The sequence below is a fragment of the Thiogranum sp. genome, assembly GCF_058323355.1.
Window position 1 is genome coordinate 1 of the sequence record NZ_JBTTIO010000100.1, and the last position, 13,121, is coordinate 13,121.

12 protein-coding genes, 2 tRNA genes and 1 pseudogene are annotated in these 13,121 nt (G+C 58.2%); 13 read left to right on the plus strand and 2 right to left on the minus strand.

From position 1 onward, the window contains the following. Nucleotides 1-78 precede the first annotated feature (78 nt). Nucleotides 79-333 (plus strand): type II toxin-antitoxin system HicA family toxin, encoded by a 255-nt coding sequence (locus tag ACW81B_RS12785; RefSeq protein WP_491580609.1) that lies wholly within the window; start codon nucleotides 79-81, stop codon nucleotides 331-333. Then, nucleotides 330-662: a type II toxin-antitoxin system HicB family antitoxin gene (locus ACW81B_RS12790; RefSeq protein ID WP_491580610.1), complete on the plus strand. Its 333-nt coding sequence runs from the start codon at nucleotides 330-332 to the stop codon at nucleotides 660-662. Before ACW81B_RS12785 ends, ACW81B_RS12790 begins: the two co-directional genes overlap by 4 nt. A 468-nt stretch (nucleotides 663-1,130) precedes the next feature. Here the strand turns inward: ACW81B_RS12790 and ACW81B_RS12795 are convergent, their stop codons facing one another. Then, a complete protein-coding gene (locus ACW81B_RS12795; RefSeq protein ID WP_491580611.1) occupies nucleotides 1,131-1,916 on the minus strand; it encodes a VPLPA-CTERM sorting domain-containing protein in 786 nt (261 codons plus the stop codon). Between the two features lie 311 nt (nucleotides 1,917-2,227). Between ACW81B_RS12795 and ACW81B_RS12800 the strand changes: the two are divergent. After that, nucleotides 2,228-2,611: pseudogene (locus tag ACW81B_RS12800) on the plus strand (c-type cytochrome); the annotation flags it as partial. Nucleotides 2,612-2,691: 80 nt separating this feature from the next. On the opposite strand, the gene mutS reads toward ACW81B_RS12800, so the two are convergent. Further along, nucleotides 2,692-5,259: a DNA mismatch repair protein MutS gene (gene mutS, locus ACW81B_RS12805; RefSeq protein ID WP_491580612.1), complete on the minus strand. Its 2,568-nt coding sequence runs from the start codon at nucleotides 5,257-5,259 to the stop codon at nucleotides 2,692-2,694. A gap of 96 nt (nucleotides 5,260-5,355) precedes the next feature. Here mutS and ACW81B_RS12810 point away from each other — a divergent pair, with 96 nt between their 5' ends. From ACW81B_RS12810 to ACW81B_RS12855, 10 genes are all read left to right on the plus strand, one after another. After that, the gene (locus ACW81B_RS12810; protein ID WP_491580613.1) at nucleotides 5,356-5,673 is read left to right on the plus strand and encodes a PilZ domain-containing protein; all 318 of its coding nucleotides are present in this window, start codon (nucleotides 5,356-5,358) and stop codon (nucleotides 5,671-5,673) included. A gap of 6 nt (nucleotides 5,674-5,679) precedes the next feature. Further along, nucleotides 5,680-6,177: a CinA family protein gene (locus ACW81B_RS12815; RefSeq protein ID WP_491580614.1), complete on the plus strand. Its 498-nt coding sequence runs from the start codon at nucleotides 5,680-5,682 to the stop codon at nucleotides 6,175-6,177. Then, a complete protein-coding gene (gene thpR / locus ACW81B_RS12820) occupies nucleotides 6,161-6,682 on the plus strand; it encodes an RNA 2',3'-cyclic phosphodiesterase (RefSeq protein WP_491580615.1) in 522 nt (173 codons plus the stop codon). Before ACW81B_RS12815 ends, thpR begins: the two co-directional genes overlap by 17 nt. Before the next feature lie 174 nt (nucleotides 6,683-6,856). Beyond that, nucleotides 6,857-7,906, plus strand: coding sequence for a recombinase RecA (recA, locus tag ACW81B_RS12825; RefSeq protein ID WP_491580616.1), 1,050 nt, complete (start codon nucleotides 6,857-6,859; stop codon nucleotides 7,904-7,906). Beyond that, nucleotides 7,872-8,378: a regulatory protein RecX gene (locus ACW81B_RS12830; RefSeq protein ID WP_491580617.1), complete on the plus strand. Its 507-nt coding sequence runs from the start codon at nucleotides 7,872-7,874 to the stop codon at nucleotides 8,376-8,378. The genes recA and ACW81B_RS12830 overlap by 35 nt, the downstream gene beginning before the upstream one ends. A gap of 87 nt (nucleotides 8,379-8,465) precedes the next feature. Then, the gene (gene alaS, locus ACW81B_RS12835; protein WP_491580618.1) at nucleotides 8,466-11,072 is read left to right on the plus strand and encodes an alanine--tRNA ligase; all 2,607 of its coding nucleotides are present in this window, start codon (nucleotides 8,466-8,468) and stop codon (nucleotides 11,070-11,072) included. A gap of 89 nt (nucleotides 11,073-11,161) precedes the next feature. Beyond that, nucleotides 11,162-12,391, plus strand: coding sequence for an aspartate kinase (locus tag ACW81B_RS12840; RefSeq protein WP_491580619.1), 1,230 nt, complete (start codon nucleotides 11,162-11,164; stop codon nucleotides 12,389-12,391). A gap of 180 nt (nucleotides 12,392-12,571) precedes the next feature. Next, nucleotides 12,572-12,784 (plus strand): carbon storage regulator CsrA, encoded by a 213-nt coding sequence (csrA, locus tag ACW81B_RS12845; RefSeq protein WP_491580620.1) that lies wholly within the window; start codon nucleotides 12,572-12,574, stop codon nucleotides 12,782-12,784. A gap of 69 nt (nucleotides 12,785-12,853) precedes the next feature. Continuing rightward, a tRNA-Ser gene (locus ACW81B_RS12850) sits at nucleotides 12,854-12,944 on the plus strand. A gap of 98 nt (nucleotides 12,945-13,042) precedes the next feature. Continuing rightward, nucleotides 13,043-13,119 (plus strand) — tRNA-Arg (locus tag ACW81B_RS12855). Nucleotides 13,120-13,121: the final 2 nt, after the last annotated feature.

Genomic DNA, 13,121 nt, shown 5'->3' on the forward strand with positions numbered 1-13,121 from the left:
TTTTAAACGCCTCTTATTTTAATCGTTATATGCCTCAGGCAGGCTTGACATGGTACCAATATATGGTACCATCATCAAATGAAGCGCAAGCATCAGAAAACGCTAGATCAAATTTACAAACGACCCACTAGCGGCAATATACCATGGACGGATATTGAGTCTCTGTTCAAAGCGTTGGGTGCGGACGTATCCGAAAGAGCAGGCTCCAGAGTAGCCATAGTACTATTCAGCGAAGTCCGAGTATTTCACAGGCCGCACCCTTCACCGAATACTGATAAAGGAGCGATAGCCAGTATTCGTAAGTGGTTAGAGTTATATGAGGTGAAACCATGAATATCATGGAAGTCGATGGTTACAAAGCAAAGATTGAGTATGATCCTGAGCTTGATCAATTCCGGGGAGAAATCCTCGGGCTAAATGGGAGTGCGGATTTTTATGGTAAAAGCCCGGCAAGCCTTCGCAAGGAATTCAGGAATTCGTTAAAAGTGTACCTGGAGGTATGCAGGGAGAAGGGAATCTCCCCAACGAAGGAGTATTCGGGTAAATTTAATCTTAGAATTCCACCCAGGCTACACAGTGAAATTGCAGCGCGAGCAACAGCCGCAGGTAAAAGTATCAATCAGTGGGTGTCCGAAATTCTCAAGCGCTCAACACTTGATTAAAGCGGCATATAAATCATTCGAGTACGCCCGCAAAAGACGCGGGCCGGACGCGCAAACAGCGCGCGCCTCTCAATTCAATCGTTATGCATAAATAGTCGCTATGGCACAGGAAAAACAAATACACCTCGAAAAATGCGCACATTGCGGTGGTGCTGGCACATGCACAAGTGGCCCGGACCACTGCTGGCCATATATATAATGGCTACAGCAATAATGATTATTATTTTTGGTACAAAGGAACATTTTTCGGAGGTTTTGGCTTTTCTTGGAACTCTTACTGGGGCTGTAACGGGGTTCTATTTTGGTCGAAAAGAATAATATACATAACGAATAAGGTTAGATTGTGTGAGGGACGAACCACAATCTAATCTTATTCGTTAGGGCTTCCACAGGACGCGCTGACGCGCGCCGTTTATGGGTAATCACCTCTTTTTTTAGCTGAGGCTGCTTTTCGGGGTGATTACCAGGTTACGCTGCTTTACGTCTGGCAATACCGACTAGTCCCAGCAGGCCGGAGCCGAACAGCCAAACGGCAGCAGGGATGGGTACAGGAACCTGTTGTACAAAGCCGGAAAGCCCGACATTGCTGTTAGCACTCAAAGAAAAATCAACCTTTACTGTCATCAGGTCATAGGCCAGATCACCGGTAAAAGCGTTACTGGCAGTGAAAACCGGGGAATTCTGGGTTAGTGGGCCGCTGTTGAGGAAGAACGTACTACCGACATCAACACCCTTGTTTAACGCAGGCAGGCCACCAACGCTGGTATCCACTTCAAAGGCTGAAACAATATTGCTGCCCACTACGGGTGCAATCTGCGCACCTGCCGGGGTAGTCGATGTCAACGTATAGGAAACACTTGAGTTGGCATTAACAGGCCCTTGCAGTGCTATGGGAAGATTAAATGTGAAACCAAATGTTGAACCCGTTGTTGTTGTTGAAGCACTTAATCCGAAGCCCAGGATTGGGTCTATATTGCCGGACATCGTATCAAGACTCACCGTGGTTCCGTTTCCATCATTGAATCTCACCGGATTGACAAGGCTGATATTCCCGTCGGCATCGGCGCTGTACGATCCGCTCATTACGCTACTGCCATTAAGGAGGATGTCCCAGGTGCATGTTGTATCGGTGCAATTTATCGTCCCGCCCCATGCCGGGCTGCCGAGCATCGATAAAACCAGCGCGCCCGCTGCACTAAACCCCTTCCAGTGGGTGTCGATTTTGCTCATGAATTTCTCCTCCAGCATTTCCATTTTATTGATTTCCGCGCACTGGCCCTTAAACCGGGGCATCTCGAGCACGGGTTATCCAGTTTCGATGCAATTTTTGTGCTGGATAATATAAATACGTTATAAAATAATGGCTTGTGCGAAGTTGAACAAATAAACACCAACCCTTTTCGTAAAGGTGGTCGACAACATTCTGGTATTTCTTACAGCACACCGACAGTGAGGCAAATCAGGAAGCGGTAGTGAACCCGCAAGGTTTGATGCAACAGCCTATGCATTTCTGGCAAATGTCCTGCAAACTGAAGCAGTATTACCCGCAATAACAGGAAATCATTATGAGAACATCAACGGTTGGTCCCGCATTGCTGGCAACGCTTGTCTGGTTTCTTTCTGGCTGCAGTAATGAGCAGGAAGCGCAGAAAGAACAAAAGGTGGAGGGTCGGTGGTACACGCCGTCCCAGGTTGAAGCCGGCAAGGTGGTGTATGAACAGCATTGTTCCAGCTGCCACGGGAGCGATGCCCAGGGTACGTTCAACTGGAAGAAGCCTTTGGCAGACGGGTCCTATCCACCGCCGCCCTTAAACGGCACGGCTCACACCTGGCATCATCCTGTTTCGGTGTTAAAGCGAACTATCGATAACGGCGGCATCCCGCTGGGTGGAAAAATGCCTGCTTTCAGGGACAGGTTGTCCGGGCAGGAGAAAGACGCGGTTATTGCATTTTTCCAGAGCAAGTGGAGTGACGATATTGATCGCTCGAGGATTAAACGGGGAGGCCTTGAGTCAGGCCGCCGGTTTATTCAGTCTGCGAGTTCCTTGAGTTTGTATAACAGCTCAAGTGCCTGGCGGGGCGACAGGTTGTCCGGTTCTATACCGTGGAAGGCATCGACCAGCGGGTGTTCCTCGTCGCCGGTGAACAGGTCGATTTGTGGCGTGTTTTCCCCACTGGCAGCGTGGTGACGGGCGCCGCTCTCAAGCGCCTGGAGCTGCTTGCGCGCTTCGGTCAATACCTTTTCCGGTACGCCGGCCAGTGCGGCGACCTGCAATCCATAACTCTGGCTCGCCGGGCCTTCCTTGACGGTGTGTAAAAATACAATCCTGTCACCGTGTTCCACTGCATCGAGGTGGACATTGGCAATGCCGGCAGATTCCCCGGGCAGGCCGGTCAATTCAAAGTAGTGGGTGGCAAACAGTGTCCAGGCGCCGATGCCGGCCAGTTCGTGTGCTACCGCCCACGCCAGTGACAGGCCATCATAGGTGCTGGTGCCGCGGCCGATTTCGTCCATCAGCACCAGGCTGCGGTCGGTAGCGTTGTTGAGGATGTTGGCGGTCTCTGTCATTTCCACCATGAAGGTCGAACGTCCACTGACCAGGTCATCGGAGGCACCGATGCGCGTAAAGATACGATCCACCGGGCCAATGTCGGCGGCATCGGCCGGTACGAAACTGCCCATGCAGGCCATTAACACAATAAGCGCGGTCTGGCGCATGTAGGTGGATTTACCGCCCATGTTGGGGCCGGTGATAACCAGCATGCGCTGGTTGTTGTCGAGCTGCACGTCATTGGGCACGAAGGGGTCGTCGCTGCACTGTTCGATCACCGGGTGGCGGCCACCGCGAATGGTGATGCCGGGTTCATTGCGTAATACCGGGCGCGACCAGTTCAGGCGATCGGCTCGGTCGGCGAGGGTGGTTAGTACGTCCAGTGTGGCCAGGCCTTCGGCGCAGGTGGTTAACGGTTTCAGGCGTTCCATTAGCTGGTCGAGCAGTTGTTCGTAGAGCAGTTTCTCACGTTCCAGTGACTTGCTGCGTGCGCTCAGCACCTTGTCTTCGTGTTCTTTCAGTTCCGGTGTGATGTAGCGTTCCACGCCCTTCAGGGTCTGGCGGCGCTGGTAGTTGTCCGGCACCTTGTCGGCCTGCAGTTTGCTGACTTCAATGTAATAGCCGTGTACGCGGTTGTAGCGGATCTTCAGGGCGCTGATGCCGGAACGTTCGCGTTCGCGGCTTTCCATGTCCAGCAGGATCTGGTCGCTTTGTTCGGACAGGCGGCGAAGTTCATCGAGTTCCTCATCGTAGCCGCTGGCGATCACGCCGCCGTCGCGCACCTGCGCGGGCGGAATGTCGGGGATGGCCTTGCGCAATAATTTAAGGGTTCTCGGGTGTTCGCCAATCTGCATGGAGAGCTTGCCCAGTAACGGGTCGCTGTCGCTGCGCAGCAGTTGCTGGAGTTCCGGCAGCCGCGCCAGGGTATCGCGCAGGGCACTGAGGTCGCGCGGGCGCGCGGACTTGAGGGCGATGCGTGACAGGATGCGTTCCAGGTCGCAGCTGCCGCGCAGGGCCTCGCGCAGCGACTCGAACAGGTGCGCCTGCAACAGGGACTCGATGCACTGGTGACGGCTGGTCAGCGTGTTGTGGTCGCGCAGCGGCCGGTGCAGCCAGCGCCGCAGCATGCGCCCGCCCATGGCGGTCACGCTCTTGTCCAGCACTGCGATCAGGCTGTGCTTTTTCTCGCCGGACTGGGCCTGGTCGAGTTCCAGGTTGCGGCGCGTGGCGGCGTCCAGGATGACGCTGTCTTCGTGCAGCTCAGTACGCATGCCGCGCAAATGGGGCAGGGCGGCACGCTGGGTGTCTTTTACATACTGCAACAGGGCGCCGGCGGCACCCACCGCGACCGGCATGTGCTGGCAACCAAAACCACTGAGGTCGTGGGTGCCGAACTGCTGGTTGAGCTGGCGGGCTGCGCTCTCGGTATCGAAATGCCACGGTGGCAGGCGGCGCAGGCCGGCGTGCTTCGCCGGCACCGGTGGCAGGGTGAGGTCTTCGGAGACCAGCAGTTCGGCCGGTTGCAGCCGCGCGATTTCCCCCAGCAGGGCGTCCTCGCCGTTGAATTCCTGCACGATGAAACGCGCCGCAGACAGGTCCAGCGATGCCAGCCCGTAAAAGCCTTCTTCGTCACGGTGCAGTGCCACCAGCAGGTTGTCGCGGCGATCGTCCAGCAGGGCTTCTTCGGTGAGGGTGCCGGGGGTGACGATGCGCACCACCTTGCGCTCCACCGGTCCCTTGCTGGTGGCCGGGTCGCCGATCTGTTCGCAGATGGCCACCGATTCGCCGAGCCGCACCAGTTTGGCGAGGTATTGTTCAATGGAATGCACCGGTACGCCGGCCATGGGGATCGGCTCGCCGGCCGACTGGCCGCGCGCGGTGAGGGTGATACCCAGCAGTTCCGCGGCGCGCCGGGCGTCGTCGTAGAACAGTTCGTAGAAGTCACCCATCCGGTACAGCACCAGGATATCCGGGTGTTCGGCCTTGATGCCCAGGTACTGCTGCATCATCGGCGTGTGCTTGCGGGTCTCGGGGGCGGCTGACATGGGGCGTGAGTCTAGCCCAATTGGAGCGCCTGCCATAGCTTGCACATCTGTCCCGCGTTTGATACTGATGTGAGCATAACAAGAGAGGAGCGGGGTATGAGTCTGAATCATCGTCCATACGACGAGAAACGGGATTTCATCCGGGTGCCGGTCGCCTGCGACATGGCGCTGGAAACGCTGGATACAGGGCGGCAGTTTGTAGCCGAGGGTCGTAATCTCAGTGGCAACGGGGTGCTGTTTGTTACTGATGAAGCCCTGCAGCCGGGCGACCGGCTGAACCTGCATATTGAGGCAACCACGGTGCTGATGTCGGTACTGGACGCTACCATCGAGGTGGTGCGCGTCGAGCCACTGGCGGGTGAGTCGCGGTTTGCTGTGGGTGGTGCGATCTGCACCATCAATACCGGAGGCTAGGTCGTCATGCCGGGCGGAATCGCGGCACGGGTATCGGCACTGGCCGGGCAGTTGCATGCGCGCGGTGAATCCCTCGCCTGTGCGGAATCCTGCACCGGTGGCTGGGTGGCCAAGGTGTGTACCGATCAGCCCGGCTGCTCCAGCTGGTTCGAGCGCGGTTTTGTGACCTACAGCAACCTGGCAAAGCAGGAGATGCTCGGTGTTTCCGCAGCAACGCTGGAGGCGCACGGCGCGGTCAGCGAAGCGACCGTCCGGGAAATGGCGGAGGGTGCGCTGGCCCACAGTGCCGCCCACTGGTCGCTGGCCATCAGTGGAATTGCAGGGCCGGGCGGTGGCACGGCGGACAAGCCGGTCGGTACGGTATGGATGGCCTGGGCCGGGCCGGGTGGCTGGCGCCGGGCCGACTGTTACCACTTCCCCGGTGACCGGGAGACGGTGCGCCGCCAGGCTGTGGCGGCAGCACTGCAGGGACTGCTGGAGCAACTGGATGGCGGAAACGGCTGAACCGAAACGGCGACTGTTTTTTGCGCTGTGGCCGGACGATGCGGTGCGCGCGCAGCTGGCGGCGCTGGCGCGCGCGGTATGCAGACGCCCGGTGCCGGAAACCAACCTGCACCTGACGCTGCGTTTCCTCGGTATGCAGGATGAGGCGGCGTTGCAGTGTTTCCGCGATGCTGCCGGGCAGGTGCATGGCGAACCCTTCACGCTGCTGCTGGACCGCTACGGGGGATTTGAACGCAAACGTATTCAGTGGCTCGGCAGTTCGGCGCCACCGGCCGCGCTGGCTGAACTTGTCAGCGCCCTGGACTGTGCGCTGGAAAGGTGTGGTATCGAAGCTGAAACACGGCCCTTTGTTCCGCACATCACGCTCTCTCGCAAGGCGAAAAACCCGCTTACGGGCGCCACGCCGGCGGCGATCCAGTGGGCGGTAAAGGATTTTGTGCTGGTCGAATCGGTGCCGACTCCCGACGGTGTGCGTTACGTTGTGCTTGAACGCCGGGCGCTGTAACCGGATCGCCCGGCAGCCTGTCAGAAAAGGCTGACACGGCCCGGAAAAACTACTGTTTATTTTTACAGTGGTATGCGGCATACTGCCTGTCATTCAACCGGGAGACGCCCGGTTGCCGCGGAAAGCCCGCCCCGGGGTCCGTGTTCTTGAAGATGAAACTGTCGGGAGAAGACGATGGACGAAAACAAACGCAAGGCACTCAGCGCAGCACTCGGTCAGATTGAAAAGCAGTTTGGCAAGGGTTCAGTCATGCGCATGGGCGATGTGGGCGCGGTACGCGACGTGGACGTGGTGTCCACCGGCTCGCTGGCACTGGACGTGGCGCTGGGTATCGGCGGCCTGCCACGCGGTCGCGTGGTGGAAATCTACGGCCCGGAGTCTTCCGGCAAGACCACCCTGACCCTGCAGGCGATTGCCGAATGCCAGAAGGCCGGTGGCACAGCGGCCTTTGTCGATGCCGAGCACGCGCTGGATCCGGGCTACGCGGAAAAGCTGGGCGTGCAGATCGACGACCTGCTGGTCTCGCAGCCGGACACCGGTGAACAGGCGCTGGAAATCACCGATATGCTGGTGCGCTCCGGGGCGGTGGATATCGTGGTGGTCGACTCGGTGGCGGCGCTGACGCCGAAGGCCGAAATCGAGGGCGACATGGGCGATTCGCACATGGGCCTGCACGCGCGACTGATGTCGCAGGCGCTGCGCAAGCTGGCGGGCAACATCAAGCGTTCCAATACACTGGTGATCTTCATCAACCAGATCCGTATGAAGATCGGCGTCATGTTCGGTAGCCCGGAAACCACCACCGGTGGTAACGCGCTCAAGTTCTACGCCTCGGTGCGACTGGATATCCGCCGCATCGGCGCCATCAAGAAGGGCGACGAGATTGTCGGTAACGAAACCCGCGTGAAAGTGGTGAAGAACAAGATGGCACCGCCCTTCCGCCAGGCCGAGTTCGAGATTCGCTACGGCGAGGGGATTTCGCGTGAAGGCGAGCTGATTGATCTCGGCGTCAAGAACGACCTGATCGACAAGGCCGGCGCCTGGTACAGCTACAACGGTGACCGCATCGGCCAGGGCAAGGACAATGTGCGCATGTACATGAAGGAACACCCGGAGATGGCCGAGGAAATCGACCGCAAGCTGCGTGCCATGCTGCTGGAACCCCCCGTGGCTGAAGAGACGGAAGCCGATGCTGAGGTCGAAGCCGCAGAACTCAAACACTGAGCCGGGCGCGGAGGGCGGTTTCGCGGAAGCCCGCCAGCAGGCCTACGCCTGTGGGCTGGGGTTGCTGGTGCGGCGCGAGCACAGTGAGCGCGAGTTGCGCTTCAAGCTGGAGCGCCGTGACTATGCGGCGGCCGTCATCGACGAGGTGGTGGCGCAGCTGATCGATGACGGCTATTTGAGCGATGCGCGCTTTGCCGAGGTGTTTGTCCGCAACCGCTACGAGCGGGGCACCGGGCCGCTGAAAATCCGCGCCGAACTGCGTGAGCGGGGGGTGGATGAGACGCTGGTCGAGGATGCCTTCCGCGAGCTGGCGGCCGACTGGTTCGATGCGGCCTGCCAGCAACGCGACCGCCGCTTTGGTGCCGTGCCACCGCAGGACTTCAGGGAGCGCGCCCGGCAGATGCGCTTCCTCCAGCAGCGGGGATTCAGCGGCGAGCAGGCCAGCGCCGCCCTCGAGTCTCGCCGGCGCTGATTGTGAGTCCCGGATTTCCCATACATTACAGCAGCTAACTTGCCAACTGGATGCAATTGGCGACAATATCCTGTACCTTTCCGCGCCATGACCAGCACTACCGATATACGCAAACAGTTCCTGGATTTCTTCCGCGACAAGGACCACGAAATCGTGCCGTCCAGCTCGCTGGTGCCCGGCAACGATCCTACCCTGCTGTTCACCAATGCCGGCATGGTGCAGTTCAAGGACGTGTTCCAGGGGCTGGAGACGCGCCGTTATGTGCGGGCAGCCAGTTCGCAGCGCTGTGTGCGCGCCGGCGGCAAACACAACGATCTGGAAAATGTCGGCTATACCGCACGTCATCACACCTTCTTTGAAATGCTCGGCAATTTCAGCTTTGGCGACTACTTCAAGCGCGAAGCGATCCAGTATGCCTGGGAGTTCCTCACTGAGGTCATCAAGCTGCCGCCGGAACGCCTGTGGATCACGGTGTTCGAGGAAGACGATGACGCCGCGGACATCTGGCTGAAGGAAATCGGTGTCGATCCGCAACGCTTTTCGCGTATCGGCGCCAAAGACAATTTCTGGTCGATGGGCGATACCGGCCCCTGTGGCCCGTGTACGGAAATCTTTTACGACCACGGTCCCGAGGTGCCCGGCGGGCCGCCCGGCACGCCCGAGGAAGACGGCGACCGTTACATCGAGATCTGGAACCTGGTATTCATGCAGTACGACCGCAACGCCAGCGGTACCCTGAACCCGTTGCCGAAACCTTCAGTGGATACCGGCATGGGGCTGGAGCGGCTGGCGGCGATTCTGCAGGGCGTGCACAGTAATTATGAAATCGACCTGTTCCAGAACCTCATCAAGGCCGCGGCGGATCTCATTGGCTGCAAGGACCTGGAAAGCAAATCCCTGCGCGTCATCGCCGATCACATCCGTGCCTGCTCGTTCCTCATTGTCGATGGTGTGATCCCCTCTAACGAAGGTCGCGGTTATGTGTTGCGGCGTATCATTCGTCGCGCCATCCGCCACGGCCACCAGCTGGGCCAGCGCGAAGCGTTCTTCCACAAACTGGTTGCGCCACTGGCAAAAGAGATGGGTGATGCCTACCCGGAACTGGTAAAGGCGCAGGCGCAGGTCGAGAAGGTGCTGGCGCAGGAAGAAGCGCGCTTTGCGGAAACGCTCGACAACGGCATGAAGATTCTCGAAGAGGCGATTGCCGGGCTGGATGGCAAGGTCATTCCCGGTAGCACCGTGTTTAAACTTTACGATACCTATGGCTTCCCGGTTGACCTGACCGCCGACATTGCGCGCGAACGCGGCCTGTCGCTGGACATGGCCGGCTTTGAAACCGAAATGGAAGCGCAGCGTGATCGCGCGCGTGCGGCCAGTCATTTTTCCGTGGTCGATACCGGCGGCATCGAGATCGATGGCAGTACCGAATTTACCGGCTACGACAGTCTCAATGACCAGGCGCAGGTGACCGGCCTGTACCACGATGGTGAGAAGGTCGATGTGCTGAAGGCGGGCGAGGAAGGTATCGTGGTGCTCGACCATACCCCGTTCTATGCCGAGTCCGGCGGTCAGGTCGGTGACCGTGGCGTGATCCGCTTCGACGCTGGTGTGTTCCGTGTGATGGATACGCAGAAGCAGGGTAAGGATGTCATTGCCCACCTTGGCATGATGACCCAGGGCGAGCTTCACCCCGGTGACAGGGTCGATGCACTGGTCGATCAGCAGCGTCGCGATGCCACGCGCCTGAACCATTCCGCCACGCATTTAATGCATGCCGCACTGCGCAAGGTACTGGGCGATCACGTGCAGCAGAAAGGCTCACTGGTCGACCCGGAACGGCTGCGTTTCGACTTCTCGCACTTCCAGCCGGTGACGCCGGAAGAACTGGAGCAGATCGAAACGCTGGTCAACGAACAGATCCGCGCCAATGCACAAATCAAAACCCGTATCATGCCGGTCGACCAGGCGATGGAAGCCGGTGCCATGGCGCTGTTCGGTGAAAAATACGGTGATGAAGTGCGGGTGTTGTCCATCGGCGATTTCTCCGTCGAACTGTGCGGCGGCACCCATGCGCGCCGCGCCGGTGATATCGGCCTGTTCAAGATTCTCTCCGAAACCGGTATTGCGTCCGGTGTACGCCGTATCGAAGCGGTTACCGGTGAAGAAGCCCTGCGTTATATTGGTGAAACCGAAAAGAACCTCGGCAAAATCTCCGAGCTGGTCAAGGGCAACCGCGAAGATGTCACGGCGCGCGTCAGCCAGATGATCGAGCGCAGTCGCAAACTGGAAAAGGAGCTGGAAGCGCTGAAAGCCAGACTGGCCAGTGCCCAGGGCGGCGACCTTGCCGCGCAGGCGAAAGAGATCGACGGCATCAAGGTGCTCGCCGCACGGCTCGATGGCGCGGATGCAAAAACGCTTCGTGAGACAGTTGACCAACTTAAAAACAAGCTCGGTGCGGCTGCGGTTGTGCTGGCTTCCGTCGAGGGTGACAAGGTGGCATTGGCGGCAGGTGTCACCAGGGCCGAGAGTAAGCGCATCAAGGCCGGTGATCTGGTCAACCAGGTCGCGAGCCAGGTCGGTGGCCGCGGCGGCGGCAGGCCGGATATGGCGCAGGCGGGTGGCAACCAGCCGGAGCATCTCGATGCAGCACTCGAGTCCGTGGTGCCGTGGGTTGCCGAACAGCTCGGCGCCTGACTGAACTCTCCAAATAAACAGTTTTAACCTATCCCGATTTGTAGTTTAATGCGCCGTTTTCGCGCAGACCATTTAATTGACAGGCTGAAATGGCGTTAATCGTTCAAAAATACGGGGGTACTTCCGTCGGCACGCCCGAGCGGATCGAGTCCGTGGCGGAGAAAATCATCGCCTATCGCGACCAGGGACATCAGCTGGTGGTGGTGGTCTCTGCTATGAGCGGTGAAACCAACCGCCTGCTGGAACTGGCCGACCGGATCACCGATCGTCCGGTGCCCCGCGAACTGGACGTATTGCTCTCCACCGGCGAGCAGGTAACCATTGCCCTGTTGTCGATGGCACTGGAAAAGCGCGGCTGCCCGGCGCGTTCCTATACCGGTGGGCAGGTACACATTCTGACCGATAACGCGCACAACAAGGCGCGTATCCAGGACATCGATGCCGAACGGGTCGGTGCCGACCTCACTGCCGGGCGGGTGGTGGTGGTGGCCGGGTTCCAGGGTGTCGATGAGGATGGAAACATCACCACACTGGGCCGTGGTGGTTCAGACACCACCGCTGTGGCACTCGCTGCGGCGCTGAAAGCTGATGAATGCCAGATATTTACCGATGTCGACGGGGTATACACCACAGATCCGCGGGTTGAACCCGAGGCGCGACGGCTGGATCGTATAACTTTCGAGGAAATGCTGGAAATGGCCAGCCTTGGCTCAAAGGTACTGCAAATCCGTGCTGTTGAGTTCGCGGGCAAGTACAATGTCCCTCTGCGGGTGCTGTCCAGCTTTGAGTCAGGCAACGGGACGCTGATCACCTACGAGGAAGAAGGAATGGAACAGGCACTGATCTCCGGTATCGCATTCAATCGCGACGAGGCCAAGCTCACCGTACTCGGTGTGCCGGATCAGCCAGGTATTGCACACCTGATCGTGGGGCCGATTGCCGATGCCAATATCGAGGTCGACATGATCGTCCAGAACATGGCGCCGGACGGCAGGACAACCGATTTCACCTTCACCATTCACCGCAACGACTACACGCGCGCCATGGAGATTCTGCAGACCACGGCAAAAGAGCTGGGTGCGAACGAAGTATCGGGTGACGATAAAATCGTCAAAATCTCACTGGTCGGTGTGGGCATGCGCTCGCACGCAGGCATTGCTTCAACGATGTTTGAGACATTGGCGAAAGAGGGGATTAATATAAGGATGATTTCGACCTCCGAGATCAAGGTTTCGGTGGTGGTTGACGAGAAGTACCTTGAACTGGGCGTTCGCGCCCTGCACGAGGCGTTTGAGCTTGAGCAGGAAGCAGTAAACTGAGTCTCCGGATAACCGTTTGAGTAAAAAATAAAAATATCCAATAAAAACAAAAAACTGAAGTAGGGTTTTAGTTTTAATGGGGGTGGCCGACACTAGACTGTACGTTGGTTACCTTATGAATATGTACCGGCTATATTGTTGGGGCCGGTGAAAAAAAGCAGGTCAAGGAGACACTAGGAAATGTTGATACTTACACGACGGGTCGGTGAAACCCTCATGATCGGTGACGAAGTGACTGTTACCGTGTTGGGTGTTAAGGGTAACCAGGTCCGTATCGGCGTGAATGCGCCGAAGGAAGTTGCGGTGCATCGTGAAGAGATTTACGAACGTATCAAGCGCGAACAGGACGCCGATGCTGCCCCCAAGGAGGCCATCGATAACAACGAGTTTTAACTTTACCTCGACGATCGACGCCGGTATCCTAGCCGCCTCTGAAATCGTGTTGAAAACGAAAATCAGACCGGAGAGGTGGCCGAGCGGCTGAAGGCGCTCCCCTGCTAAGGGAGTATGGGTTAAAAGCCCATCGAGGGTTCGAATCCCTCCCTCTCCGCCAAACAGGAAAGACCCCCCGCGGGGTCTTTTTTTATGAGCAAACGAGCGATTGTCCTTGAATTTCAGCGCGCGCTTATGGATAATCCCGCGCTTCACCACGCGCCCGTAGCTCAGCTGGATAGAGTACCTGGCTACGAACCAGGCGGTCGGAGGTTCGAATCCTTCCGGGCGCGCCATT